Consider the following 23,768-nt stretch of genomic DNA (forward strand, 5'->3'; position numbering starts at 1 on the left):
GCGGCCTCTCATCGCAGCCTCGGGTCGAGGAGGTGGTAGGTGATGTCCACCACGAAGTTGATCAGCAGGACGGCGGCGACCAGCACCATCACCACTCCTTGGACGAGCAGCAGGTCGCGCCCGGCCACGCCGTTGAGCAGCAGGTCGCCGAGCCCCGGGATGACGAAGACGCGCTCGACCACGACCGCGCCGATCAGCAGCGTGGCCAGTTGCAGGCCGAGCACGGTGACGACGGGGATCGAGGCGTTGCGCAGGCCGTGCCGCCAGAGCGCGCCGGTGCTGCCCCGACCCTTGGCGCGGGCGGTGCGCAGGTAGTCCTCGCGCATCACGTCCAGGACGGCGCTGCGGACGTAGCGGGTGAGCACCGCGCCCTGGACCAGGCCGAGGGACAGCCACGGGAGCAGGAGGCTACGCAGCCACTCCCCCGGGCTCTCGGCGATCGGCACGTATCCGCCGGACGGCAGTGCCTGCGCCTGCACCGCGAACACGAACACCAGCAGGATGCCCGCCAGAAAGGCCGGGACGGCGATGCCGACCTGGCTGGCCGCGCTGATGGCGGCGCCCAGCGGGTTGCGGTGGTGCACGGCGGCGAAGGTGCCGAGCGGCACCGCGATGACCAGCGCCACCACCATGCCGCCGAGCACGAGCACCGCCGTCACCCCCAGGCGGTCGCTGATCTGGGGGCCGATGGGCGAGCTGGTCACGTACGAGGTGCCGAAGTCGCCCTGGGCGAGCCCGCCGGCCCAGTCGAGGAACTGCGCGACGGGCGGCCGGTCGGTGCCGAACTGCTGGCGTAGCTGGGCCACCGCCTCCGGGGTGGCGTTGACGCCGAGCGCGATCTCGGCCGGGTCGCCGGGCAGCAGTCCCATGAACGCGAACACCACCACGGCGGCCACGACGGTGCTCGCGAGCAGCACCGCCAGCCGTTTGAGCAGGTAAACGATCACTGCTTGGCGAGCGCGGTGAAGTCGAAGGACTCCGCGATGGCGTTCTTCGGCAGCCCGGTGACGCCCTTCTTCGCCACGATCAGGTTGGGGAACAGGAACAGCCAGTCGGCCGCGGCGTCGTCGGACAGCAGCTGGGCGGCCTTCTTGAGGTCGCCGGTCTGCTGCTGCTCCGTGCCCTCGTCGGCGGAGGCGAGCAGCTTGCCGAACTCGGGGTTGTCGTAGTGGAAGTAGTACGACTTATCCGCGAATATCCCCATGTCACGGGGTTCGACGTGATTGATGATCGACAGGTCGTAGTCGCCCTGCTTGAACACCACGTCCAGCCAGCGGGCCGGGAACTCCAGGGGCTCGATGTCGGCCGTGATGCCCACCTGGGCCAGCTGCGACTTGACGACCTGGGCGCTCGCCACCGCGTACGGCAGGTTCGGGATGCGCATCTTGACCGTCAGCGTCTTGCCGCCGAGCAGTTCCTTGGCCTTGGCTGGATCGTACGGGTAGTCGCCGGTGCGGTCCTCGTACCACGGGTCGGTGGGCGGCACCATCGAGCCGATCAGCTGGCCGCGCCCGGCCCAGGCGGTGTCCAGCAGCGCCTTGTGGTCGATGGCGTGGCGCACGGCCTGGCGGGCCTTCTTGTCGTTGAACGGCGCGCGGGCGTTGTTCATCGACAGCACGACCTCGCCGTTCGTCGTGCCCTCGACCGTCTGGAAGCGGTTGGGGTCGGCGAACTGCTGCAGCGACTCCGGCGCCTGGACGCTGGAGATGACGTCGATGCCGCTGGTCAGCAGCGCGTTGTTCATCGCCGTGGCGTCCTTGAAGTACTTCAGCGTGATCGACGACAGCGGCGGCTTCGTGCCCCAGTAGGAGGGGTTGGCGTTGAGCTGGATGGAGTCGCCGCGCCGCCACGAGCCCAGCACGTAGGGGCCGGTGCCGACGGGCTTGTTGGCCAGGTCGGCGACGCCGGTGCGGCTGAACATCGCGCCGAGCCTGGTCGCCATCGAGTAGAGGAAGCCGTTGCTGGGGCGCTTGAGCGTGACGACGGCGGTGGAGTCGTCCTTCTTCTCCACCTTGTCGACCACGTCGAGCTGCGACTTGATCTTCAGCTTCCAGTCGGTCTTGACCCGGTCGAGCGAGAACACCACGTCATCGGCGGTGAAGGCCGCGCCGCTGCTGAACTTCACGTTCTTCCGCAGCGTGAACGTGTAGGTCTTCCGGTCGTCCGAGACCTCCCACTTCTCGGCCAGCAGCGGGACGATGTTGCCATCCTGGCCGAGCTTGACCAGGCCCTCGTAGACGTTGACGAGCAGCGCCTGCGGGATGGCGGCGCCTTCGGTGGCGGTGAAGTCCAGGTTCGCGGGCTCGGCCACGAATCCGACGGAGAGAGATTGGGCCGCGGGGGTCGAAGTGCCGCCGCCGGCCTCGCCGCCACAGGCGGCCGCGCTCAGCAGGAGACCGCCCACGGCGATCCAGATTCCGATGCGCCTCATGTCTTGCAGCCTCCTGGCTAGTGCACTGGTCCGACCAGTAGGCTAAGCACATTGCCAGCCGACGGCGGCGCGGGTCAAGGGGGACATCCATGAGTGGTCCGCAGTTCGAGCCGGTACGCACCGTACGCGCCTATGAACGGGTCGTGGAGCAGATCGAGGGGGCGATCGAGAGCGGCGCTCTGTGCCCGGGCGGGCGGCTGCCCAGCGAGCGCGAGCTCATGGTGCAGTTCTCGGTGAGCCGCTCCACCGTGCGCGAGGCGCTGCGGGTGCTGCAGGCACGCGGCCTGGTGCGCTCGCGGCCCGGCGACCCGAACGGCGCCGAGGTGCTGCCGTTCACGCCCGCCGCCTTGCACAAGTCGATGACCACGCTGGCCCGGGTGGCGGAGTTGTCGCTGGGCGAGCTGGTCCAGTTCAGGATGGTGCTGGACGCGGCGGCCATCCTGCTGGCGGCGCGGCTGCGCACCGAGGAGCAGCTGGAGGAGATGGCGGCGGCCGTGGAGCGCATGAAGGAGGCCGCGGCCGTGGAGCGCATGAAGGAGGCGGACAGCGCGGCCTTCAGCGCCGCGGACGTCGCCTTCCACGACGCGCTGGCGCGGGCCAGCGGCAACACGCTCATCCAGGTCTGCACGGACGTCGTCCGGTCGGTCGTGGTCGACCTCATCGCCGGCCGGATCGCCGCCGCTCCCGACCAGGAGGCGCTGATGCGCCGGAGCATCGCCCACCACGAGGAGGTCCTGGCCGCCGTGCGCGCCGGTGACGGCCCGCTGGCCGCCCGGCTGTTCCGCAGGTCGGTGTACGACTACTACGCCGGCTACGTGCCCGAGGAGGAACGAATCGCTCTGCAAGCCCTTCTGGAGTGATTTGCCCCACACAGTGCTATCTTGCACGCGTGGGCCGCGGGGACGACAACGGGCTGACAGAGGCCTTCCTGCGCGAGCCGCGCCGCTACACCAGCCACCAGGTCGCCGAGATGGCGGGGGTTCCGGTCTACCGCGCGCGGCGCTTCTGGCGTGCCCTGGGGTTCGCCAACGTGGCCGACGACGCCGTCGAGTTCACCGACTCCGACGTCGAGGCGCTCAAGACGCTGCTCGGCATGGTCAGCTCCGGCCTCTACGACGAGGAGCACGTGCTGCTCATGGCCCGCTCGCTCGGCGGGGCCACCGCGAGACTGGCCGAGTCGCAGGCCGAGCTGGGCGTGGAGGCCCTGGACCAGGCGGGCGTGCCGCTGGCCGACCGGCCACGGGCCTGGCGCCGGCGGGCCGAGCGGGTGGTGCCCGACCTGGCGAAGCTGCTGGTCTACGCCTGGCAGCGCCAGCTCGCCGCCGCCGCGGGCCGCATGGCCGACCAGGACATGAGCGCGGTACGGCTGGCCGTGGGCTTCGCCGACCTGGTCGCCTTCACCCGGCTGAGCAGGCAGATCACCAGCAGCGAGCTGGCCCGGCTGATCGACAGGTTCGAGGGCGGATCCGCCGACATCGTCACCTCCACCGGCGGCCGGGTGATCAAGACGCTGGGCGACTCGGTGTTGTTCGTGGCCGACAAGGCGCACGTGGCGGCGGAGATCGCGCTGCGCCTGGTCGAGACGCACGCGCGCGTCAGGGGCCTGCCGGAGCTGCGGGTGGGGCTGGCGTCCGGGCCGGTGATCTGGCGGATGGGCGACGTGTTCGGCACCACCGTCAACCTGGCGAGCAGGCTCACCGCGCTGTCGCTGCCCGGCACGATTCTGGCCGATCCGGCGCTGGCCGAGGAGCTCGAGGGCGACCGGGCCTTCCGGCTGCGGCCGGTCGACAAGCTGTCGGTGCGCGGGCTGGGCGAGATGGCGCCCTTCACCGTCATGCGGGCGGGAGCCCGCTGACGTGTCCGGCATGATCGCGGGGCATCCGCTGAAGTGATCCGCGGTTTCGGGCGGCGGGCTGAGCGGGCATGGACTCCCGGCAACGACTTCACCTGACCCCCGGGACATCTCTCCGTCCCCGTCGAGAGAGGCCGCTGACCGCATGCCGAGCTTCCCTGAGATCATGCATCGTACGTTCTTCCGCACGCTGTCCCTGCTCTCGCCGGCGGCGCAGGGCGTGCTGCTGCGCCGCTACTTCAACTGGTGGCACCGCAACCCGGACCCGTGGAAGCTGGCGACCGACAGCTACGAGCAGCAGAAATACCTGTCCACGCTGCAGCTCCTGCCGCCCAGGCCGTACCAGCGGATCGTCGAGGTGGGCTGCGCCGAGGGCGTGTTCACGCACGCGCTCGCGGCGGCCTACCCGGACGCCGAGATCACCGGAGTGGACGTGTCCGAGCGGGCGCTGGCGCGGGCGCGCGAGCGGGTGCAGGGCAACGCGCGGGTGCGCTTCGTGCAGGCGGACATCCTCACCCACCGCCCGGACGAGCGCTTCGACCTGGTGTTCTGCTCGGAGACCCTCTATTACCTGGGCCGCACGGAACGCCTGCGCCGGGCCTCGGCGCGGCTCGGCGAGCTGCTCGCGCCCGGCGGCGTCCTGGTGGCGGTCCACCCGTGGCCGGAGGCCACCCGCCTGCACCGCTACCTGGACAGGTCGCTGCCCCGGCTCGGAGAGGAGGTCTACACCGCCACCTACCGGCCGTTCGCCGTCTCGATCTACGGCACGGATCCGATCTGACGCTTGCCCAGCAGGTCGGCGGCGATGTCCCGGACCACCACGCGCTGGATCTTGCCGGTGGCCGTCTTCGGCAGCGCGTCCACGACCAGCACCTCGCGCGGGCGCTTGAAGGAGGCCAGGCCGTCGCGGCAGAACGCGACCAGCTCCGTGGCGTCCACGGCGCGGCCCGCCGCCGGCACCACGCAGGCCACCGGCTTCTCCAGCCCGTCGGGGTCGATGTAGGCCACCACCGCGCACTCCCCCACCGAGGTGTGCTCCAGGAGCCTGGCCTCGACCTCCATCGGCGACACCCAGATGCCGCCGGCCTTGATCAGGTCGTTGGAGCGGCCCAGGCAGTGATAGAAGCCGTCCGCGTCGCGGGTGTAGGTGTCCCCGGTCCGCAGCCACTCCCCCTGAAACACCTGGCGGGTGGCGGCGGTGCGGCACCAGTAGCCGGTGGCGATGGAGTCGCCCCGGACGTACAGGTGGCCCGGCTCACCGTCGGGGACCGGCGCGCCGAGGTCGTCGAGCAGCCTGGCCTCGTAGCCGGGCACGACCGTGCCCGAACTGGCCTGGCGTACCTGGCCGGGGCGGTTGGAGATGAAGATGTGCAGGGCCTCGGTGGAGCCCAGGCCGTCGATGATGTCCACGCCGAACCGCTCGGTGAAGCGCCGGTAGATCTCGGCGGGCAGCGCCTCGCCGGCCGAGACGGCCAGCCGTACCGACTCGAACGCGTCGTCGGGGGCGCCGGGGGCGAGCAGGGCCGCGTAGAACGTGGGGCCGGCGAAGAACAACGTCGGCCGGTCCGCCGTCACCCGCGCGATCACCCCGGCGGGAGTGGGCCTGGCCGGGTCGAGGATCGCGGTCGCGCCCGCGGCGAGGGGGAAGAACAGGGAGTTGCCGAGTCCGTAGGCGAAGAACAGCCGGGCGACGGAGAAGCACCGGTCGCCGGGGCGGATGCCGAGGACCTGCTTCCCGTAGGTCTCGCAGACGTCGCGGATCGCGCCGTGCCGGTGCATGGCGGCCTTGGGCGCTCCAGTGGTGCCGGAGGTGTAGAGCCAGAGGGCGGGCGAGTCGCGCCAGCTGTCGTACGCGGCCCCGGCGCCCTGGCCGTGGGCCGCCACGGCGCCGCGGCCGGCCTCCAGCACGTCCGCCCAGCGCCGGACCCGCACCCCGGCATCCCACGCGCCCGCGTCCTCTACGGCTGGGGCCCCTTCGTCCGGGTCTGTCAGGACGAGCGTCGTTACGTCGGGGGCGGTTGCCAGCGCCTCCCGCACGGCCGGCGCGAACTCGGGCGTGGCCACCACGACCCGCCCCCGCGCGTCCCGGAACAAGGTGGCCAGCTCGGCGCCGTTGTACATGGTGGAGATCGGCACGGCGACCGCCCCCATCCGCATGACCGCCAGGATGGTGACCACCGTCTCGGGGCGGTCCGACATGACGAGCAGCACCCGCTCCTCAGGCCGGACGCCCAGCTCCCGCAGTCCGGCGGCCAGCTCGGCGACGCGGGCGGCGAGCTGCGCGTACGTGACGGAGCTCGGGGCGCCCGCGGGCCCCGTCACCGCGATCTGATCACCTCGGCCGGCTTCGACCTGCCGGTCCACGAGGTAAACGCTGGCGTTGAACGACTCCGGCATCGTGGCCGTCCCCATCCGCAGGCGGACATTCGTAGGCGCATCCTCCACAGAGAACAGATGATCCGTCAACCGCCTGTAGCATCACAGATGCACGTACTCGTAGTCGAACGGCCGCCCGTTGATCCCGTTGCGCGGCGGCGCCACCCAGGCGGCGATCTTTCCCGGCTCGTACACGGGCCGCATCAGCGCCTTCACGTGCGCTTTGTCCGCGCCCGTCGGCAACCACCGGCCCCTGGCCGCCTCCCATGACCCTCCGTCGAGGACGCGCCCGCCCGGGGAGATGTGGTGCCCGGCGAACACGCCGACCCGGCGGTTGAACCCCACGTGCGGCAGATAGAGGGTCGCGTCGAGGCCATGCCCGGCGAGGATGCGGTTCCACCGGTTCACGCCGGTGGCGCAGTCGGCGATGTACTCGCCGCGCAGGTCCGCGTTGAGCGCCGTGAGCGCCGGAAGGTGCACGTCCACCAGTCGGCCCCGCTCGACCTGCGGCACGACGGCGAAGGCGTCGGTGAGCCGGTGGTCGTCGGCGCGCCGCTCCTCCTGCCAGCGGCCCTTGAGCCCGGCCGTGAAGTAGTTGGCCACATTGGTGGACGTCTCGCCGCCGAACAGGTCGAGGCTCACGCTGTAGTGGAAGTTGATGTACTTCTGGATGACATCCAGCGGGATCCCGCCGTACGGCCCGATGTCGTCGGTGTCGTGCTCGCGCATCAGCTGCGCGGTGCGCTCCACCACCCGGTCCACGCCCGTGGTGCCCACGAACATGTGGTGGGCCTCCTCCTTGAGCATGAACTCGCATGTACGGCTCAGCGGATCGAACGCCGACTCCTTGAGCGTGCCGAGCTGATACTTCCCATCCCGATCGGTGAAGTACGTGAACATGTAGAACGACAGCCAGTCCGGCGTCTCCTCGTTGAAGGCGCCCAGGATGCGCGGCGAATCCTCGCTGCCCGAGTTGCGCTTGAGCAGCTGCTCGGCCTCCTCACGGCCCTCCCTGCCGAAGTAGGCGTGCAACAGGTAGACCATGGCCCACAGGTGCCTGCCTTCCTCCACGTTCACCTGGAAGAGGTTGCGCAGGTCGTACAGGGACGGGGCGGTCAGCCCGAGCCGGCGCTGCTGCTCGACGCTGGCCGGCTCGGTGTCGCCCTGGATGACGATGAGCCGCTGCAGGTCGGCGCGGTGCTCACCGGGCACCCGCTGCCAGACCGGCCGGCCCTTGTGCTCGCCGAACGCGATGCGGCGGTCGTCCTTCGGCTCGGCCAGGAAGATGCCCCAGCGGTAGTCGGGCAGCGGCACGTGATCGAAGTGCGCCCATCCCTCGCGGCCGACCGAGACGGCGGTGCGGAGGTAGACGTCCCTGGTCGGCAGCGCCGGGCCCATCTCGGCCCACCACTGCAGGAAGCGCGGCTGCCACGACTCCAGCGCCCGCCGCAACCGGCGGTCCTCCGAAAGGTCGACGTTGTTCGGTATGCGCTCGGTGTAGTCGATGGACACCTCTCAAGCGCAACATCGCCATGTAGTCGCGTCAAGGGGATGTAGACCAATGGTGCTGGGCGAACGGGATCCGGCCGAGGATGTTCGCGATAGCCGCGGCCGGATAGTCGATCATGTCGGCGGGCAGGGCGTGGACGGGCCACCAGGCGATCTCCGAGCACTTGTGGGGTTCGGCGTTGTACGGCTCGCCGGTCCACTTCCCGGTGGTGAAGAAGAGGCCGACCCGGTCGGGCGCCCGGTGCATGACGTGGGCGAACGTCAGGTCGGCCGGGTCGATGGTCACGCCCAGCTCCTCGGCCGCCTCCCGGGCGGCGCCATCGGTCGCCGGTTCACCCTCCTCCAGGTGTCCCGAGGGCAGGTGCCAGAGCCCGTCGCCGTAGCCGGTGCCGGAGCGGCGGGCGAGCAGGAGCTCGTCGCCACGCAGCAGCACCACGTGGACGTCGACGATGGCCCGGAAGCGGTCCGGCGACGCGGCGGCCGAATCAGCAGAGGGACGGCCGAGGACGTCCCTGCGCTGGTCGGAACCGGCGGGACCCTGCTCGAGGCCGACAGGGCACTGCTCGAGACCAGTTGGGCGGCGGTCGAGGGCTTGGGCCCATTTGACGGCCACGGCGGCCACCTGGATCAGCTCGGCACGCAGCCGGTCCGGGTCGGCTTCGGCGAACGCCTCCAGCACCTCCTCAGCCAGGACGTGCCTCCAGGTCAGCGCCCCGTCCTTCGCCGCCGTCGCCGTCTCCTGCCTGGCCAGGTCGGACTCGGCCGTCGTACGCGCACCTCCGGTGCCGTCGGGCAGCTCCTGCATGCCCCACCTCTCGTCCTGGGCCGCCCGCTCAGCCGCCACCTCGGCGAGCACCCTCGCCAGCGAGCCCGGTACGCCCGCGTCGCCGTCATGTGTCATGGCCCCCAGTGTGGCCTGGAGACTCAGCTCACGAGGCAGCGGGCCGGAAGCCGGGGCCCAGGTCCATGGTTTCCGAGCACACATGGTCGCGGAACGCCCGCGCCGCCGGGGTCAGCCGATCTCCCGCGGGCCAGCTCACCCCGATCGTCCGGAACATGGGCGGCGACAGGGGGATCTCCACGACGCCGGAACCCGGCATGGCCGGACGGGGTCCCGGCTGGGAACGGGGCAGGACCGCGACGCCGAGCCCCGCCGCCACCAGCCCGCGCACGGTCTCCGACTCCTGGCACTCGAAGGCGACCAGCGGCTCGAACCCCGCCGCCGCGCACAGGTCGTCGACGATCTGCCGCAGGCCGTACCCGTGCTCCAGTGCGACCTGCGCCTCCCCCGCCAGCTCCGCGGCCCGCACCCGCTCGCGCGTGGCGAGCCGATGTGCCACCGGCACGGACAGGACCAGCTCCTGATCGGCGAGCGGCCGGCTGTCCAGGCCCGGGTCGTCCAGTGGCATCGGGGCGACGAACACCAGGTCGCTCTCGCCCTCGTGCAGGTTCCGGAGCATGTCCTGACGCGAGCCCTGCGCCAGGCTGAAGCGGGCGCGCGGGTGGCGCTCGCGGAAGCCGCGGATGAGCGACGGGACGAGCGTGCGGCCGAGCAGATGCAGGAAGCCCAGCAGGATGCGGCCGCTGTCCGGATCGATCTCCTCGCGTACCTCGCGGGCCGCGCCGGTGACGGTGCTCAGCGCGCGGGCCGAGGCGGCGGCCAGCGTACGGCCCGCCCTGGTCAGGCGGATGCCGCGGCCGGCCGGCAACACCAGCGGGGCGCCGACCAGGTCGGACAGGGCGGCGAGGCGGCGGCTGGCGGTGGGCTGAGGGATGCCGAGGAGCTCGGCGGCACGCGTCACGTGACCGGTCTCGCCGACCGCGGCCAGCAGGGCGAGGGTGGGCGCGAGGTGGGCGGCCAGCTGTTCATCAGATTCATCCATCATGGTATGAATTATTGCTCATTTCAGTATTAGACGTATTTATTAGTCTTGCTTAGCGTTGTGCGGGTGGTCATCCAAGCGCAGAGCGCGCCTCCACAGGTGGACACCCGGCGGGTGGGCGCGGCCGTCGCGGCGGCGGGGCTGTCGTCGTTCGCGCTGCTGTACGCGCCGCAACCGGTGTTGCCGCAGCTGGCCGCCGCGTTCCGGCTCGATCCTGGCAGCGCGTCGCTCGCCATCGGCGTGGCCACCGGCGCGCTGGCGGTGGCCGTGCTGCCGGTGGCCGCGCTGGCCGAGACCTTGGGGCGGCGGCGGATGATCGTCTGGTCGGTGGTGGTGTCGGCGGTGCTCGGGCTGCTGCTGCCGCTGGCGCCGTCCTTTCCTGTGCTGCTGGTCATGCGGGCGGTGCAGGGGGTGGCGATCGCCGGGTTCGCGGGGGTGGCGGCGGCCTATCTGGCCGATCAGGTGGGCATCGGACGGCTGGCGGCCGCGGTGGGCACGATGATCGCGGGGAATTCGGTCGGGGGGATGCTGGGGCGGCTCGGCACCGGATTCGCCGCCGGGCCGCTGGGCTGGCACGGCGCTCTGGCCGTGGTCGCCGGGGTCGCGCTGGCGTGCGCGCTGTTCGCGTCCCTGACGCTGCCCCGCACCCCGAGTCCGCTGCCCGCCCCCTCACCCGCCCATGACCCCACGTCGGCGCGCAACCCCGCGTCCTCCGGCGAACCGGCCGACGCGGCGGCGCACGCCGTGCGCTCCCCGCCGCTCCAGACGCACGCCGAGCGGCCCCCGCTCGGCGTGGCGCGGCTCGGGCTGTCCAGAGCCGGATCGGGCAGTGGTGGCGTGGGCGTAGCCGGGCGGACGCGTGGCGGCGTGGGCCGGGCCGGGCGGAGAAATGCCGCGGCGGGGGTGCTCGTTCCGTGTGTGGTCGGGGCGCTTGCCACGGGGGCGTTCGTCGCGCTCTACAACGCCGCCGGGTTCCGGTTGGCCGCGCCTCCCCTCTCGCTGGCCCCGGCCGCCGCCTCTCTGGTCTTTCTCTCCTACGCCATGGGCACCGCCTCCTCGGCCGCCGCCGGTCGGCTGACGGCGCGCCTGGGCCGTACGGCGGCCCTGGTCACGTCGCTGCTCGTCACGATCGCGGGTGCGGCGCTCACCCTGCACGCCTCGTTGCCCGTGGTCGCGCTCGGCTTCGCCGGGCTGACCGCGGGGTTCTTCGCGGCCCACGCCATCGCCAACGCCTGGGTAACCGCCCAGGCGACCCCGCGGGCCCGCGGCAGGGCCGCCGGGCTCTACACCCTCTGCTACTACCTGGGCAGCGGCGCCGGCGGCACGGTGGGCACCGTCGTGTTCGGCCACGCGGGCTGGCCCTGGCTGATAGCCCTGACCTCAGCCTGGCTGCTCCTGGCGGCACTCGCCGTGCTGCTCGCCCGCAGCCCGGCCGCTGTCTTGAGCCGGTGACTCACCGATGGCCGCCCCACCGGCCGCCTGGTGGCGAGCCGGCTCGGCCTTGACCGCAACTACTCCCGCTACCAGGAGATGAGCGCCGGATGGGCGGTGATCTTCGACCAGCGCCCCGAGGCCCCACCGCCCTCCACCAGAATCCGATGGCCCGCCGCGCAACCTAGCCAGGCGGGGTGTGCAGCAAGGCCGGGCCCAGCCGCGTGACGGTCACCGTGATCTCCTGGCGGCTCCCCGGCGGCCCCTGGTAGATGCCCTTGAGCGGCGGCACGTCCGAATAGTCCCGCCCCCGGGCCACCACCACGTGCGCCTCCCCCACGTACGTCCGGTTGGTGGGATCGAGCGGCAGCCACTCCCCCGCCCAGTACTCCACCCACGCGTGGCTCTGCCCCGCGACGGGCTCGCCGATCCCGGCGGTCGGCCGCGGATGCAGGTAGCCCGAGACGTACCGGGCCGGCAGCCCGGCGGCCCGCAGCAGCCCCGCGGTGAGGTGCGCCATGTCCTGGCAGACGCCCTTCCCCAGGTCCCACGCCTCCTGCGCGGAGGTCTGCACACCGGTCGAGCCGGGCATGTACTCCACCCGGGCCGTGACCAGCTCACAGATCGCCTCGGCCGTCTCGTGCGGGTCGCGGCCCAGCGCCTGCGTCTTGGCCAGCTCGTCCAGCTCGGCGTTCACGGCGGTCATCGGGGTGCGCCGCAGCAGCTCCTCCATCGACGGATGGGCCAGCGTGACGGAGACCTTCGGCGTGCGCGGCCCGCTCGTCTCCACCCTGCTGACGGCCTCGACGGTCAGCGACCGGTGCGGCTCGGGCACGTCGAACGCCGTCACCGTGGTGCCCCAGTAGTCCTCGTACGAGTAGGTCGGCACGGCCGGGGTCACTTTGACGCGGCTGGACAACACCCCGTACGCGGGCGTCATCCTGAGCTCGTTGTAGGAGGAGCGCGCCTCACCGTCGTACTCCACGTGCGTCACGTGGGAAACCTTCACGCGCCAACCCATGCCATCGCCTCCCTGTGCTGGAAGAACCGCTTCGTGATCGCCTCGCCCGCGGCCGCGCACGCCTCCTGGAGGGTGCCGAGCAGCTCCGGCAGCCGGTCGCTGAGCTCGTCCAGGTCGCTGTACTCGAGCCCGGCGCGCACCCGCCCGATCGCGGCCTGCGCGGAGTCGGCCACCCCGGCCCTGGCCGTGTCGGGGGCGAGCGCCCGCAGGCACTTCTCCGCGGTCAGCAGCGAGTAGACGACCGAGCGCGGGAAGAGCCGGTCGAGCAGCAGGAACTCCAGCACCGCGCCGTCCCTGGCGCCGTGCGTCCTGGTGAACGACTCGTCGGCGCCGCTGGCCTGCAGCACCAGCCGCCAGTCGCTGGCCAGGTGCACGGCCAGGAGCCGGGTGGTCATGTCGACGCGTTCGAGGCTGCGGCCGAGCACGATGAAGCGCCAGCAGTCGTCCCTGCTCATGGTGGCATCGGCGAGACCGAAGAACAGGGCGGCCCGCTCGCGGACGAACGCCAGGTAGGCGTGCGGGGGCAGCGTCTCCAGCTTGGACAGATGGTGCCAGGTGACGTTGAGGCACTCCCACACCTCGCTGGACAGCACCTCGCGCACGCCGCGCGCACTGTCCCTGGCCGATCTGACGGAGGAGGCGATCGAGGCGGGCTCGTCCAGGTCGTAGGCCAGGCGCCGGATGGCCGCCTGGGGACTGGCGGGAGCAGCGGGGCTGAGACCGAGCACCGCGTAGAGGGAGTGGTTGGTCTCGGGCTCGTCGAGCATGCGGTGCACGGACACGTCGAGGAGCCGGGCGGTGTCGTCGGCACGCTCGACGTACCTGCCGATCCAGTAGAGCGTCTCGGCGATGCGGCTGAGCAGCGGGCGCGTCATTGCTGTTCCCCTTCCCAGGCCGCGGTCCTGCTGGGACTCCACTGCGCGGCGCTGGGCGCGGCCACCGCGACGGAGGCGGCGGGCGCGCTGGCCTCGCCGAGCACCCACGTGTCCTTGGAGCCGCCGCCTCTGCTGGAGTTGACCACCAGCTCGCCCTCCGGCAGCGCGACGCGGGTCAGCCCGCCGGGCAGCAGCCACACGTCGTCGCCGTCGTTGACGGCGAACGGCCGCAGGTCGATGTGGCGCGGCGCCGGGCGCTCGCCGACCAGGGTGGGCGAGGTGGAGAGCAGCACCGGCCGCTGGGCGATCCAGCCGCGCGGATCCTCGCGTACGGCCTGTCGCACGGACGCGAGCTGCTCGGGTGTGGCGACGGGCCCGATCACGATGCCCTTGCCGCCCGCGCCGTCCACGGGTTTCAGCACCAGCCGGTCGGCGTCGGCCAGGGCCTGGTCGCACACGTCCGGCTCGTCGAGCCGGTAGGTCTCCACGTTGGGCAACAGCGGCGTCTCCCCCAGGTAGTAGGCGATCAGGTCGGGCACGTACGTGTAAATGAGCTTGTCGTCAGCGACCCCGTTGCCCACGCCGTTGGCGATCGTGACGTTGCCGGCGCGGGCGGCGTTCACGATGCCGGGGCAGCCGAGCACGGAGTCGCCGCGGAAGTGCAGCGGGTCGAGGAAGTCGTCGTCGACGCGGCGGTAGACGACGTGGACGGGGCGGCGGCCGTACGTGGTGATCATGTAGAGGCGGTTGTTCTCGCAGACCAGGTCGCGGCCCTCGACCAGTTCGATGCCCATGAGGCGGGCCAGCAGCGCGTGCTCGAAGTAGGCGGCGTTGTAGACGCCGGGCGTGAGCAGCACCACGGTCGGGTTCGCGACGCCCGCGGGCGCGGCGGCGCGCAACGCGGCCAGGAGCCTGGCGGGATACTCCTCGACCGGGCGCACGAACTGCTCGGAGAAGAGCGTGGGCAGCGTGCGGGTCATGGCGAGCCGATTCTCCAGCACGTAGCTGACCCCGCTGGGGGTGCGGACGTTGTCCTCCAGCACGTGCAGGACGCCCTGCTCGTCGCGGATCAGGTCCGTGCCGCCGACGTGGATGCGCACGCCGTTGGGCGGGCGCCAGCCGTGGGCGACGCGATGGTAGTGGGGGCTGGAGTGCAGCAGGCGCCAGGGGACCACGCCGTCGTGGAAGACCTGGCGGTCGCCGTACACGTCGTCGAGGAACGCCTCCAGGGCGCGGATCCGTTGCCGCACGCCGCGCGTCACGAGGTCCCACTCGGCGGCGTCGATAACTCGCGGGATCAGGTCGAGCGGGAAGGGCCGCTCGACACCCGCGTAGTCGAAGGTGACCCCGCGATCGGTGAACATCCTGGCGAGCTGGTCGGCCCTGGTCCGCAGCTCGCGGGCGCCGAGCGGCTGGAGCGCGGCGAACAACGCCTGGTATTGGCGACGGGGCACGCCCGGCCGCTCGAACATCTCATCCCACGCTCCGGCCATGACATACGTATCAAAGATGTCCGCCATGACCGATTTATAGGAAAAGTATGTTTCGGACAATGACGTCGTATGTTACATAGAACGCCACCCTTCAGAGTTCAGCGGGACGAACGTTGTTGCTCGACGTACTGCTCGATGATCGACAGGGGTGCTCCACCGCAGGACGCCGTGAACTAGGACAGCGACCAGAAGTGACCATGCATGTTGGCCGGTTGACGCGTCCCGTGAACTCCTTGCGCAGGCAGCGCGGCCCGCTCGGCCGCCACGACCTCGCCCACGGAGCGTTCTCCATCAAGCACGCGTCTGATGGAGACGAATCCGAGCCCGAGCCCGCGCAACCTCCTGACCAGGCCGAGCCGGTCCACGGCCGCCGGGTCGAATCTGCGGTGCCCACCCGTGCTCCGCACGGAGTCGATGAGGCCCTCGTCGCAGTAGAAACGGATCGTCCGCACTGGCACGCCGACCAGCCGGGCCAGGTCGCCGATTCCGAGGGTGTCATCCCGTAAAGGCACTTGAACCTCCACTTGAGCGCCGTCGTGCCCGACTGGAGGCGGCCGGGGTGCCGGACCGGCGGGCAAGCTGAACGTTCCCTGTGAACGAAGTGGCACGGCCGGGCCAGCCCACCCAGGTGTCCGCTTGGCCGCGCGGCCCGCGCCGCCCCGGCTATTGACCGCTCACTATTCTCGGTTCACCATCGAGGCTGCCAGGAATTCTCGAATAGAGGGAGGTCCGAGCATGAGGCTACGGTTCCTCGGCAGCACGTCGGACGACGGCCAGTGCCCCACCTTGTACGAGACCGACCGCGGCACGATCGTGGTCCAGGGCGACCAGGTGACCGACCCGGAGGCGCTCGAGCACCTGCGCAACGTCCTCCCCGGCGAGACGTTCGTCGAAGTCCCCAAGGAGCTCTTCCGCTTCATGGAGGGATCCTGAGTGCCCCTGCTCTCCCCTGCTGAGTTCGGCGAGCTCTGGGACACCTTCCAGCACACCGCGTTCAAGTTCGAGGCCCGCGACCGTTACGACGTGCCCTCCGAACACGAATCGTTGCGCCGGTTCCTGGCTGGCGAGCCGGATCCTGAGCGGGCCACGCGCCCGTGGCTCGCCAAGATGAAGGCGGCGACCGGGGAAGGGAAGCGCGTCGAGCGCGTGCGCGTGGTGACGGAACCACACACCGACTACGTGCGCTTCCTGCTGGCTGGCACACCGCTCAACCTAGAGTCGGGCGAGGACATCCGGTATCTGCCCCGCGCGCGTGCCGCAGACCTCGACCTGCCAGCGCACGACTTCACGATCTTCGACTCCGCCCGTCTCGTTCTCCTCCACTTCGACGATCAGGACCGCCCCCTCCCGCACGAGCTGGTCACCGATCCCGAGACGGTGCTCCTGCACTGCCAATGGAGGGACGCGGCCTGGCACTACGCCATGCCGTGCGAGCAGTACACGGGAAGGTAGACGCGCCATCCCGTGACCCGCGTGCAAGAGGCCCGCGAGGGCCTGGGACGGCAGCTCCGCGAGGCCCGCCAGAGCGCCGGATTCACCGGCACGGCCCTCGCGGAGTTGCTCGCCTGGCCACAGTCCAAAGTCTCCAAGATCGAGACCGGGCGGCAGACGCCGACCAGGGACGACATCCTCGCCTGGACACGGGCCACCGGCTGCGAGGGCGACGCGGAGCGGCTGCTCGCCAGGCTGGAAGTCCTGGAGACCATGTACGCCGAGTGGCGCCGCCGACTCGGCGCAGGCACATCAGCCCGCCAGCAGGAGAGCATCACGCTTGAGGCCGGCGCCACGCATATTCGCGCGTTCGAAACGACGGTGGTCCCTGGCCTCCTGCAGACTCCCGACTACGCGCGCCACCGGATCGCCCAGTCGGTGGAACGGCACGGGCTCCCGGATGACGTCGACGAGGGCGTACGGGGCCGCATGCAGCGGCAGGAGGTCCTCTACCGGCCAGGGAAGCGCCTGCACTTCGTGCTGACCGAGGCGGTACTGCGGTACCGCCTCTGCCCTATTGACGTCATGGCGGGTCAGCTCGACCGGCTCGTGGCGCTGTGTGCCATGAGCACCATCCATGTGGGCATCATCGGATTCGACGCGGAGCTGACCGAATCTCCCAAGCACGGCTTTTGGATCTTCGACGAAAAGCGCGTCCTGGTTGAGACGATCGGCGCCGAGTTGACGCTGACGCAGCCCCAGGAAATCGAGCTGTACGGGCGCGTCTTCGACAAGCTGGCCGCCAGCGCCAGCTACGGCGCCGCGGCGCGGCATCTGATCACTCGCGCGCTGGATGAGCTGCCCCGCTAATTCTCCGCTTTCTCGCCTCGGATCATGCTTCAGTGGAATTCGAATATTCGAGAATAATCGTTGCCCGGCCAATACCGGCCGCTTACCGTCCTGCACATGGACAGTCACGGGTCCGCATCCCCCACACCTTCGCCCGCACAGGGCGCCACGAGCAGGTCTACCGGCGGCGACGTGACTCGGCGCCGGCAGCCCGGGCCAGATTCGAGCGCTTGCCAGATCCCCGGGTTCCGAGACGTAAAGCGGCGGTCGGACGGCATGTGGACTGCCGTTCACAGAGCCAGTGGTGAGGTCATCACGGCGGCGACATTCGAGCGGCTGGGGGCCAAGGCACCGCAGGAGCGCCTCGCCCACACCTGGCGGCGAGCCTCATGAGTGGCCAGGCGACCCCAGACCGGCACGGCGGCGATAGCCCCCAGGCGTCCGCCGTCGTGCCGCCGCGCCCAGGGTCGGCGCGGCCGCGGCGGCACGACACCGACTACAACATCGCTGCTGGTAGTTGTGCCGCCGCATCCATGAAGCGGCTCCGTCCGGCGCGGGCCCACTCCGGCGAGATCTCATTCCAGGCGGGAGACCTGCCATGACCTTCGCGCTAGGTGAAGTGCAGACGCCAGACACGTCCAAATGGTCACGCCACGCTGTGCGCACCGAGGAATCCAGACCGAGCTCATGGGCGCGCGGCATATGCCCGGCTCAGCCGCTCGTGTGGGTGCATGAGATCGCTGGTGAGCCTGTGCCGTTCCCTGGCTACGTTGACGCGCTGGCCGCAGGCGAAGCCTGCCCGGAGTGCACGATGCTCACGGCGGACGCCAAGAAGACATACCTGCGCGGGTTCCGCCCGGAACGTTGAAGACTCCAGCCTGAGCCTCAGGAGGCATGACCGTGACCATCGCACCTCCTGAGCCCGAACTGGGCTTTCTCTGGCTCGAAGTCACCGGCAAGTGCCAGCTTGAGTGCGCGCACTGCTACGCCGACGCCGGTCCAACCGGCACCGACGGCAGCATGGGCTATGACGACTGGGTCGCCGCGATCGACCAGGGCGCCGCCCTCGGCGTGTCCACGGTGCAGTTCATCGGCGGGGAGCCCACCTTGTACGCCCGGCTGCCTGGGCTGGTCTCCCACGCGCTCAGCCTGGGCGTCGAGGTGGAGGTGTACTCGAACCTCGTACACGTCACCGACGTCATGTGGGAGCTGTTCGCCCAGCCCGGCGTCAGGCTGGCCACCTCCTACTACACCGACGACCCCGGCCAGCACCGGCAGATCACCGGCCGCAAGAGCCTGCACCGCACCCGCGCCAACATCGCCCAGGCGATCGCCATGAACATCCCGCTCCGGGTGGGCATCATCGGCCTCGGCGACGGCCAGCGCGTCGAGGAGGCCCAGGCGCAGCTCGCCGAGCTCGGCGTCACCAACATCGGCATCGACCGGATGCGCCTTCTGGGCAGGCCCGCCCGGCGCGCCTGCGACTCCTCCGAACTGTGCGGCCGGTGCGGCGACGGGGTCGCGGCGATCCTCCCGGACGGCAGCGTCACGCCGTGCCCGCTCGCACGTTGGCTGGCCGCCGGGGCCATTACCGGTGCCCCACTCGCCGAGCTCGCGCCCCGCGTGCGCCAGCTGGCCGACCGTCACATCGTGCCCGCGCTGCCGCAGGCGTGCCGACCGCCGTGCGAGCCGCAGTGCACGCCGGGCTGCGACCCGTCGGTCAACAAGCCCGGCGGCGGCGACGGCTGCCTGCCGCAGAAGAACTGCGGCCCGAACCAGCCCTGTAAGCCCAAGGCTGCGTGCCAGCCCGACGTATCCTGCAAGCCCCGGTAGAGGTGAACGCCATGAGCATCGATCCTTGGGTCGCCGGGCGCATCAGCGACCTGGCCGCCTACCTGACCACCTCCGGCGTGCTGTCCCCTGGCACACCCGATGGCGCCTGCTGGCTGACGGCGCTACACCAGGTACCCCGCCACCTCTTCGTGCCCGCCCGGGCGTGGATGCAGCCGCAGGATGAACGCTCCGAGGGCCTGATCGACAGGAACGCTTACAGCGACTCCTGGTGGCGCGCCGTCTACTCCAACACGGCGATCATCACGCAGCGCGGCGACGGCCAGCCCAGCATCACCGACACCAGCGCCGCGCCGACGTCGTCCACCTCCTCGCCACACGTCGTGTTCGACTTCCTCCGCCTCCTCGATCTCGACCACCATCACCGCGTGCTCGAGATCGGCACCGGCACCGGCTGGACTGCCGCCATGCTCTCCTGGCGGCTCGGCGACGACCTGGTCACCACGATCGAGGTCGATGAAGCCGTGGCGGCCACTGCGACGGAGAATCTCAAGGTGGCCGGCCTCTCACCCACGCAGCTCGTCGGCGACGGTGCACTCGGGGCACCGGATGGCGCACCCTACGACCGGGTGCACGTCACGTGCGGGGTGCGCGACATCCCGTATGCGTGGATCGAGCAGACCCGGCCTGGAGGCGTCATCGTGCTGCCGTACATGCCGCCCCACGGCGGATGGGGCGAGCAACTACGGCTCGACGTTCTCGACGACGGCACCGCGGTCGGCGCGTTCCGCTACGGCTGCCGCTACATGATGATGCGATCCCAGCGCGTCGACACGTGGCCGGCGTACCAGGGCGACGGCGTCGAGAGCAGCACGCGGCTCGACCCTCGCGCCCCCTGGGCGGCGCTCGACTACGGGTTCGGGCTGGCCCTGGCCGCCGCGGCGCCACATGTCACCATCACCACCGCCGGTTGGGAGGGCCAGGACGGCCACGCGGCGGCGTGGGTGATGCGGCTGCGGGACCTGCAAGGCGACGGGTGGGCGATCATCATTATGCGCCCCGGTGAGGACACGCACGTGATCCAGAGCGGCGGTCGGCAGCTCTGGAACGCACTGGAGGGCGCCTTCATGGAGTGGCTGGGGGCTGGACGGCCCGGCCGCGACCAGTATCGGATGATCGTCACCCCAGCCGGGCAGGATATATGGCTGCCCTAGTCGCGCTGGACGACGTACACGCCCATACCGACCACAGTCTCGACCAGCCCCTCCTCCTTGAGGACCTTCACCGCCTTGCGCAGGGTGTCGCGGGCGACGCCGAGCTCCTCCTCCAGCTCCACCAGGGAAGGGATGCGGCGTCCGGGCGGGATCTTCCCGGTCTCGATGCGCTGGCGCAGCGTGTTCGAACCTGCTTGTACGGCGGAATCGGCCCCTCCCTGTCGATCATGAACAGAGCCCATGGGCCCATGGCCGACAGACCATAGCTAGCGTGGACCACCCCAGGGGCTAGCCGGGCCCCTCCCCCACGCCGTCTCGGTGCCTGCCTCGTCCAGGCCGCGCAGCTCGCCGAGCGGCACCACCTCAGCGAGCGCTTCCACGTCGCGGTAGTAACCCGCGCCCACGGCCTGCCCCTGCGGGCCCGTCACGCGGAACCACTCCTCGCCCTGCCTCGCCTGGGGGTCCACGAGCCGGGCGAACAGCAGGTGAGCACCGGTCAATCGTACGGGCTCCACACGGATCCCGCCCAGACCAACCAGGTAACGCGCCATCGTCAGCCGGCCACCGCGCGGATCTGGTCGTGCCGCAGCTCCATCAGTTCGTCGGTGGCGGCGTCGACGGCGGTCCCGACCCGACCCCGCGGAGTGCTCGCAGCGCCTCGGGGACGTCTGTGCCCGTCGAGGCCCGCGACCGCCTCGTGCACCTGCCGGAGAATTTCGGTGATGGCCTCTCATTGGTCGTCCATAAGGCGACGTTACGTCTGGCTCGCCGCCTCGTCACTAGCGGACTCGACTGTCAGGGTTTGGCGGGCTTTCGTGCCGCCGCTCGCCGCCATCGGCGCAGCCTCCTCAGCCGCAATTCAGTGAAGATCGCCGCCGACCTGCACAACGCGAAGAAGCCGCCCTCCCCATGCAGGGGGAGGGCGGCTTCTGGTTTGTCCTACAGGCCCTTGCACCACATCCAGACGCCGTCGATCTGGCATTTGTACCAGCCGTCATTCGCCGGGTTCCACGCGTGCGCAGGACTGCTCGCCATACCGATGGTCAGCATGGTGGTGACGGAGACGAGGGCCAGAGCCAATGCCCGGCGGATGCCCCGGGCCGCAAACATGTTTCTCATGGCCCTCATGCAACACGCCGCCCCTTGGACTCCCCTGGGGTTCCGCTGGGCCTGACTTGGGCCCCTCCTGAGAGCTGCCTTGTCTCGGGGCCTGGCGATCAGGCAGCCAGGTCGTAGTTCGGCTTCTTCCCGGTCAGCCCGGCAGCGAGCAGGGTCCGGCCGCCCGCCGGCCGATTGCCGTCATCCTTCGGGAGCGGGCCACTGGTGACCCTCGCACCACCGCGCGCCACGACCGCCCCCTCTCCCTATGAGCTCGACGGATCGGTTCAATCAGCGTGCGAGCGGTCTGAACCCGTACAGAAAAAGAGCAGCCTGGCGGACGGGTCCTTCCGCGCGGGCATTTTCGCGATGCCGACCCCGCCCCCTACCCCTTGGGCGTGGCCCGGTTGCCGCGGGACAAGTTGCAGGTTGCGCATGCTGGAACGTAGTTGTCGATCTCGTTCGATCCATTGTGCGAGCGATGCTGCACTTGGCGGCGGCTCTTGGTGGGGACGGCTCGCTTGGCCGGCTGGTGTGAGGGGCGGAAGCGTGGCATGGCCACCTCCCGCAGTTACTCCCGGGTCTGTTTCACCTGGCTGTAGTCGACGCCGGGGACTTTCTCGACTTCGTGGGCGCAACCAGACCGCTCGGGGCTCTCGGAGGCCGCCGCGGTAGCCGGGAGCGTCTTCGACGATCTCGACGAGCGCTATCCGTTCGCCATCGGCTTTGCGGTGCCACTCCAGGAGGGTGCCGACATTGACGTGGTGGCCGGGCAGTTTGACGGCGGGTGGCAGCGACACGCTAGCGAGCATACCCAGCGTGCGAACGCGTATTCGAGTGCGGCTAGGAGGCGAGCAGGTCGAAGTGGAAGCCCAGCAAGAACAGCCCCAGGGATATCCACCGCGCCACCGGAGAGAACTCGGGATGCTGAAGTGCGAATCCGATCATGACAGTTGCCGCGCCAGCTGCGCCGCCGGCGGCGGTCGCGAGCCAAAACCGCAACGGGGAGTCTGTCCCCATTGGTCCAGTGGCCACGTCGACGAGCACTCCCGCGATCACCCCTGCGAAGAGCCCAGCAATGAAGGGGCGTAGAGGGCCCTGGGCCATGGACCGTACCAGGCGGTCGCCATACCGGAAGAGCTTCTCTGGGCCGACCAAGTCGATCAGGACTGCGGCACCGGCCAGAAATGAGAGGATCTTGCCGAACCGGCCCCACCAGATCACCGGCATCCCGAGCATGTCGTACCCGAGAGTGGATCGGCCCTGCAGCCATTGGCCCCACGCCTCGAAGTAGCTGATGTCCGCCACGAACGGAGCATAGAAGCGGCCCCGGGTGGCTACCTAGGAGGCAGGGCCGTTACTTCTTGTCGCGGTCGATCAGGATGTGCCAGCCGAGCCACACCAGCCCGCCGAGGAACGCGAGACCAGCGGCGATGCCCCAGGGCTTGCCGGGTTCGAGCCCGAGGATGAGCCGCAGGTGCGCGCTGAGGGTGTTGTCCATGTCGCCGGACGCGAGCGCCAGGCCCTCGATGATGGCGAAGCCCAGCACGGTGAGAGCGCCCAAGATGATCCATGCGCGCCGGTACGGAGACATGAACGTCACCTCCGTCAAGCCGCGAGCTGTCTCCGAAGTTCGATGTAGGCCACCAGGTCGTCGCCGGGCTGGAACCACTCGCGCAGACGCCGTCCACCCGTTTCCGTGCCTACGCGGAGATGGCGAAACGCGCGATGGAGCGCCGCCTCGTCCTTCTGCGTTCCGGGCTGCACGTGGAGGACCTCGTCGGGGCGGAGAGCCTTCATTCGCGATCGAATGTTCGTCGTCCAGCCGATCTTGATGAGGCCGTCGCGCTTGATGAAGTAGACGTACTCAGGCATCGGCTGCGACGGTGATGGTCCTCGCTGGAGGAGTGCTTGACGTGCCTCGTCCATGGACTCCCGGACGAAACGGTATGCAGCAACGAGGTGCTTCAGACAGATTGGGGAAGGGCGTGCCCGGGCACGATGTCCCAGTCGCATCCGCTTGAATCGGCGGCGGCGAGGTGGCAGTGCGCCGCTTCGTCGGTCGGCTCCCAATCGGACGACTCGATGTAGCCGGCCTTCCTCACGACATGCTTGGCTCGCATTACGCTCATGGTGTCGGCGCTCCTCAGACAGCGTCGGCCCACCCCAGGACCAGTGACGTGATCGTTACCACTGTGAACAAGAGCAGCCTGACGACGGCTGGACGTACGTCTTCACTCATCCGCTAGCAGCAAGAGTGAAGACCCCAAAGGAGGCCATTCCTTTGGATGGGCTATCGGAATATATTCGCGATAATAACCGAATTGTTGTGTAGATGTGTGACAACTTTCTGTATAAAGCGCAGACACCGACTTCGAGCTAATCATCGATATAAACGACAGCGGAAAGAATGACTCCCTCGCCATACGGGGCCGATGGCTCGATACTTTGAGCATCTAATCCCCTTGTCTACAACAGCGCGGGAGATATCATCCGCACCGACGGGCAACACGC

At 70.1% G+C, this 23,768-nt stretch carries 29 protein-coding genes; 10 read left to right on the forward strand and 19 right to left on the reverse strand.

Features of this window, described 5'->3' with window-relative positions:
• Positions 1–8 precede the first annotated feature (8 nt).
• Together OHA25_RS41785 and OHA25_RS41790 are read right to left on the reverse strand one after the other, a co-directional pair.
• Complete coding sequence (locus OHA25_RS41785) at positions 9–947, reverse strand: ABC transporter permease (RefSeq protein WP_327582436.1); 939 nt, start codon at positions 945–947, stop codon at positions 9–11.
• Positions 944–2,431 carry an ABC transporter substrate-binding protein gene (locus OHA25_RS41790; RefSeq protein ID WP_305920481.1) on the reverse strand — a complete coding sequence of 496 codons (1,488 nt, stop codon included), beginning with the start codon at positions 2,429–2,431 and terminating at the stop codon, positions 944–946. The genes OHA25_RS41785 and OHA25_RS41790 overlap by 4 nt, the downstream gene beginning before the upstream one ends.
• Before the next feature lie 89 nt (positions 2,432–2,520).
• Here OHA25_RS41790 and OHA25_RS41795 point away from each other — a divergent pair, with 89 nt between their 5' ends.
• From OHA25_RS41795 to OHA25_RS41805, 3 genes are all read left to right on the forward strand, one after another.
• Positions 2,521–3,291 (forward strand): FadR/GntR family transcriptional regulator, encoded by a 771-nt coding sequence (locus OHA25_RS41795; protein ID WP_327582437.1) that lies wholly within the window; start codon positions 2,521–2,523, stop codon positions 3,289–3,291.
• 29 nt (positions 3,292–3,320) lie between these two features.
• Entirely contained in the window at positions 3,321–4,286 is a 966-nt protein-coding gene (locus tag OHA25_RS41800; RefSeq protein ID WP_327582438.1) for an adenylate/guanylate cyclase domain-containing protein, read from the forward strand.
• Positions 4,287–4,449: 163 nt separating this feature from the next.
• Positions 4,450–5,064: a class I SAM-dependent methyltransferase gene (locus OHA25_RS41805; RefSeq protein ID WP_327582439.1), complete on the forward strand. Its 615-nt coding sequence runs from the start codon at positions 4,450–4,452 to the stop codon at positions 5,062–5,064.
• On the opposite strand, the gene OHA25_RS41810 is transcribed toward OHA25_RS41805, so the two are convergent.
• The 4 genes from OHA25_RS41810 to OHA25_RS41825 are packed head-to-tail and all read right to left on the reverse strand — an operon-like array spanning position 5,043 to position 10,054.
• Positions 5,043–6,728: a benzoate-CoA ligase family protein gene (locus OHA25_RS41810; protein WP_327582440.1), complete on the reverse strand. Its 1,686-nt coding sequence runs from the start codon at positions 6,726–6,728 to the stop codon at positions 5,043–5,045. The two genes, OHA25_RS41805 and OHA25_RS41810, sit on opposite strands and share 22 nt — an antisense overlap.
• A gap of 33 nt (positions 6,729–6,761) precedes the next feature.
• Positions 6,762–8,171: a benzoyl-CoA 2,3-epoxidase subunit BoxB gene (gene boxB / locus OHA25_RS41815; RefSeq protein WP_327582441.1), complete on the reverse strand. Its 1,410-nt coding sequence runs from the start codon at positions 8,169–8,171 to the stop codon at positions 6,762–6,764.
• A gap of 31 nt (positions 8,172–8,202) precedes the next feature.
• Complete coding sequence (locus OHA25_RS41820; RefSeq protein ID WP_327582442.1) at positions 8,203–9,069, reverse strand: NUDIX hydrolase; 867 nt, start codon at positions 9,067–9,069, stop codon at positions 8,203–8,205.
• A 28-nt stretch (positions 9,070–9,097) separates the two neighbouring features.
• Positions 9,098–10,054, reverse strand: a complete 957-nt coding sequence (locus tag OHA25_RS41825) for a LysR family transcriptional regulator (RefSeq protein ID WP_327582443.1) — start codon at positions 10,052–10,054, stop codon at positions 9,098–9,100.
• 63 nt (positions 10,055–10,117) lie between these two features.
• Here OHA25_RS41825 and OHA25_RS41830 point away from each other — a divergent pair, with 63 nt between their 5' ends.
• Positions 10,118–11,503, forward strand: coding sequence for an MFS transporter (locus OHA25_RS41830; protein WP_327582444.1), 1,386 nt, complete (start codon positions 10,118–10,120; stop codon positions 11,501–11,503).
• A gap of 163 nt (positions 11,504–11,666) precedes the next feature.
• On the opposite strand, the gene OHA25_RS41835 is transcribed toward OHA25_RS41830, so the two are convergent.
• From OHA25_RS41835 to OHA25_RS41850, 4 genes are all read right to left on the reverse strand, one after another.
• Positions 11,667–12,503, reverse strand: coding sequence for a transglutaminase family protein (locus OHA25_RS41835; RefSeq protein WP_327582445.1), 837 nt, complete (start codon positions 12,501–12,503; stop codon positions 11,667–11,669).
• Complete coding sequence (locus OHA25_RS41840) at positions 12,488–13,378, reverse strand: alpha-E domain-containing protein (RefSeq protein ID WP_327582446.1); 891 nt, start codon at positions 13,376–13,378, stop codon at positions 12,488–12,490. Before OHA25_RS41840 ends, OHA25_RS41835 begins: the two co-directional genes overlap by 16 nt.
• On the reverse strand, positions 13,375–14,898 hold the full coding sequence (locus OHA25_RS41845; protein ID WP_327582447.1) for a circularly permuted type 2 ATP-grasp protein: 1,524 nt from the start codon (positions 14,896–14,898) through the stop codon (positions 13,375–13,377). Before OHA25_RS41845 ends, OHA25_RS41840 begins: the two co-directional genes overlap by 4 nt.
• 146 nt (positions 14,899–15,044) lie before the next feature.
• Positions 15,045–15,383: a MerR family transcriptional regulator gene (locus OHA25_RS41850; RefSeq protein ID WP_327582448.1), complete on the reverse strand. Its 339-nt coding sequence runs from the start codon at positions 15,381–15,383 to the stop codon at positions 15,045–15,047.
• A gap of 223 nt (positions 15,384–15,606) precedes the next feature.
• Here OHA25_RS41850 and OHA25_RS41855 point away from each other — a divergent pair, with 223 nt between their 5' ends.
• The 6 genes from OHA25_RS41855 to OHA25_RS41880 all read left to right on the forward strand — a co-directional run bounded on the left by OHA25_RS41855 (position 15,607) and on the right by OHA25_RS41880 (position 20,156).
• The gene (locus tag OHA25_RS41855; protein WP_327582449.1) at positions 15,607–15,804 is read left to right on the forward strand and encodes a hypothetical protein; all 198 of its coding nucleotides are present in this window, start codon (positions 15,607–15,609) and stop codon (positions 15,802–15,804) included.
• A complete protein-coding gene (locus OHA25_RS41860) occupies positions 15,805–16,323 on the forward strand; it encodes a DUF6879 family protein (protein WP_327582450.1) in 519 nt (172 codons plus the stop codon). It abuts the gene before it with no gap.
• A gap of 12 nt (positions 16,324–16,335) precedes the next feature.
• Positions 16,336–17,172 (forward strand): helix-turn-helix domain-containing protein, encoded by an 837-nt coding sequence (locus OHA25_RS41865; protein ID WP_327582451.1) that lies wholly within the window; start codon positions 16,336–16,338, stop codon positions 17,170–17,172.
• A 706-nt stretch (positions 17,173–17,878) separates the two neighbouring features.
• Positions 17,879–18,019: a hypothetical protein gene (locus OHA25_RS41870; protein WP_327582452.1), complete on the forward strand. Its 141-nt coding sequence runs from the start codon at positions 17,879–17,881 to the stop codon at positions 18,017–18,019.
• Positions 18,020–18,045: 26 nt separating this feature from the next.
• Complete coding sequence (locus OHA25_RS41875; protein WP_327582453.1) at positions 18,046–18,984, forward strand: radical SAM protein; 939 nt, start codon at positions 18,046–18,048, stop codon at positions 18,982–18,984.
• Positions 18,985–18,995: 11 nt separating this feature from the next.
• The gene (locus tag OHA25_RS41880) at positions 18,996–20,156 is read left to right on the forward strand and encodes a protein-L-isoaspartate(D-aspartate) O-methyltransferase (protein ID WP_327582454.1); all 1,161 of its coding nucleotides are present in this window, start codon (positions 18,996–18,998) and stop codon (positions 20,154–20,156) included.
• On the opposite strand, the gene OHA25_RS41885 is transcribed toward OHA25_RS41880, so the two are convergent.
• The 9 genes from OHA25_RS41885 to OHA25_RS41920 all read right to left on the reverse strand — a co-directional run bounded on the left by OHA25_RS41885 (position 20,153) and on the right by OHA25_RS41920 (position 23,386).
• The gene (locus OHA25_RS41885; protein ID WP_327582455.1) at positions 20,153–20,398 is read right to left on the reverse strand and encodes a GntR family transcriptional regulator; all 246 of its coding nucleotides are present in this window, start codon (positions 20,396–20,398) and stop codon (positions 20,153–20,155) included. The two genes, OHA25_RS41880 and OHA25_RS41885, sit on opposite strands and share 4 nt — an antisense overlap.
• Before the next feature lie 24 nt (positions 20,399–20,422).
• The gene (locus tag OHA25_RS41890; protein ID WP_327582456.1) at positions 20,423–20,656 is read right to left on the reverse strand and encodes a hypothetical protein; all 234 of its coding nucleotides are present in this window, start codon (positions 20,654–20,656) and stop codon (positions 20,423–20,425) included.
• Between the two features lie 53 nt (positions 20,657–20,709).
• Positions 20,710–20,859: a hypothetical protein gene (locus OHA25_RS41895; protein WP_327582457.1), complete on the reverse strand. Its 150-nt coding sequence runs from the start codon at positions 20,857–20,859 to the stop codon at positions 20,710–20,712.
• Positions 20,860–21,095: 236 nt separating this feature from the next.
• Positions 21,096–21,275: a hypothetical protein gene (locus OHA25_RS41900; RefSeq protein WP_327582458.1), complete on the reverse strand. Its 180-nt coding sequence runs from the start codon at positions 21,273–21,275 to the stop codon at positions 21,096–21,098.
• Positions 21,276–21,639: 364 nt separating this feature from the next.
• Positions 21,640–21,810 carry an HNH endonuclease gene (locus OHA25_RS61635; RefSeq protein WP_442941949.1) on the reverse strand — a complete coding sequence of 57 codons (171 nt, stop codon included), beginning with the start codon at positions 21,808–21,810 and terminating at the stop codon, positions 21,640–21,642.
• 287 nt (positions 21,811–22,097) lie between these two features.
• Positions 22,098–22,562 carry a hypothetical protein gene (locus OHA25_RS41905; RefSeq protein WP_327582459.1) on the reverse strand — a complete coding sequence of 155 codons (465 nt, stop codon included), beginning with the start codon at positions 22,560–22,562 and terminating at the stop codon, positions 22,098–22,100.
• A gap of 49 nt (positions 22,563–22,611) precedes the next feature.
• A complete protein-coding gene (locus tag OHA25_RS41910; RefSeq protein ID WP_327582460.1) occupies positions 22,612–22,848 on the reverse strand; it encodes a hypothetical protein in 237 nt (78 codons plus the stop codon).
• A gap of 14 nt (positions 22,849–22,862) precedes the next feature.
• A complete protein-coding gene (locus tag OHA25_RS41915; protein WP_327582461.1) occupies positions 22,863–23,129 on the reverse strand; it encodes a GIY-YIG nuclease family protein in 267 nt (88 codons plus the stop codon).
• A gap of 92 nt (positions 23,130–23,221) precedes the next feature.
• The gene (locus OHA25_RS41920; protein WP_327582462.1) at positions 23,222–23,386 is read right to left on the reverse strand and encodes a hypothetical protein; all 165 of its coding nucleotides are present in this window, start codon (positions 23,384–23,386) and stop codon (positions 23,222–23,224) included.
• Positions 23,387–23,768 lie beyond the last annotated feature (382 nt).

It is taken from the genome of Nonomuraea sp. NBC_00507 (assembly GCF_036013525.1).
Classification (GTDB): domain Bacteria; phylum Actinomycetota; class Actinomycetes; order Streptosporangiales; family Streptosporangiaceae; genus Nonomuraea.

Excerpts from the sequence above, each read along its gene's own strand:
- OHA25_RS41790 (WP_305920481.1), bottom strand. The coding sequence starts at position 2,431 with ATGAGGCGCATCGGAATCTGGATCGCCGTGGGCGGTCTCCTGCTGAGC.
- OHA25_RS41795 (WP_327582437.1), top strand. The coding sequence starts at position 2,521 with ATGAGTGGTCCGCAGTTCGAGCCGGTACGCACCGTACGCGCCTATGAA.
- OHA25_RS41805 (WP_327582439.1), top strand. The coding sequence starts at position 4,450 with ATGCATCGTACGTTCTTCCGCACGCTGTCCCTGCTCTCGCCGGCGGCG.
- OHA25_RS41820 (WP_327582442.1), bottom strand. The coding sequence starts at position 9,069 with ATGACACATGACGGCGACGCGGGCGTACCGGGCTCGCTGGCGAGGGTG.
- OHA25_RS41825 (WP_327582443.1), bottom strand. The coding sequence starts at position 10,054 with ATGATGGATGAATCTGATGAACAGCTGGCCGCCCACCTCGCGCCCACC.
- OHA25_RS41835 (WP_327582445.1), bottom strand. The coding sequence starts at position 12,503 with ATGGGTTGGCGCGTGAAGGTTTCCCACGTGACGCACGTGGAGTACGAC.
- OHA25_RS41840 (WP_327582446.1), bottom strand. The coding sequence starts at position 13,378 with ATGACGCGCCCGCTGCTCAGCCGCATCGCCGAGACGCTCTACTGGATC.
- OHA25_RS41845 (WP_327582447.1), bottom strand. The coding sequence starts at position 14,898 with ATGGCGGACATCTTTGATACGTATGTCATGGCCGGAGCGTGGGATGAG.
- OHA25_RS41855 (WP_327582449.1), top strand. The coding sequence starts at position 15,607 with ATGAGGCTACGGTTCCTCGGCAGCACGTCGGACGACGGCCAGTGCCCC.
- OHA25_RS41875 (WP_327582453.1), top strand. The coding sequence starts at position 18,046 with ATGACCGTGACCATCGCACCTCCTGAGCCCGAACTGGGCTTTCTCTGG.
- OHA25_RS41880 (WP_327582454.1), top strand. The coding sequence starts at position 18,996 with ATGAGCATCGATCCTTGGGTCGCCGGGCGCATCAGCGACCTGGCCGCC.
- OHA25_RS41885 (WP_327582455.1), bottom strand. The coding sequence starts at position 20,398 with ATGGGCTCTGTTCATGATCGACAGGGAGGGGCCGATTCCGCCGTACAA.
- OHA25_RS41900 (WP_327582458.1), bottom strand. The coding sequence starts at position 21,275 with ATGAGAAACATGTTTGCGGCCCGGGGCATCCGCCGGGCATTGGCTCTG.
- OHA25_RS61635 (WP_442941949.1), bottom strand. The coding sequence starts at position 21,810 with ATGCCACGCTTCCGCCCCTCACACCAGCCGGCCAAGCGAGCCGTCCCC.
- OHA25_RS41910 (WP_327582460.1), bottom strand. The coding sequence starts at position 22,848 with ATGTCTCCGTACCGGCGCGCATGGATCATCTTGGGCGCTCTCACCGTG.
- OHA25_RS41915 (WP_327582461.1), bottom strand. The coding sequence starts at position 23,129 with ATGCCTGAGTACGTCTACTTCATCAAGCGCGACGGCCTCATCAAGATC.
- OHA25_RS41920 (WP_327582462.1), bottom strand. The coding sequence starts at position 23,386 with ATGAGCGTAATGCGAGCCAAGCATGTCGTGAGGAAGGCCGGCTACATC.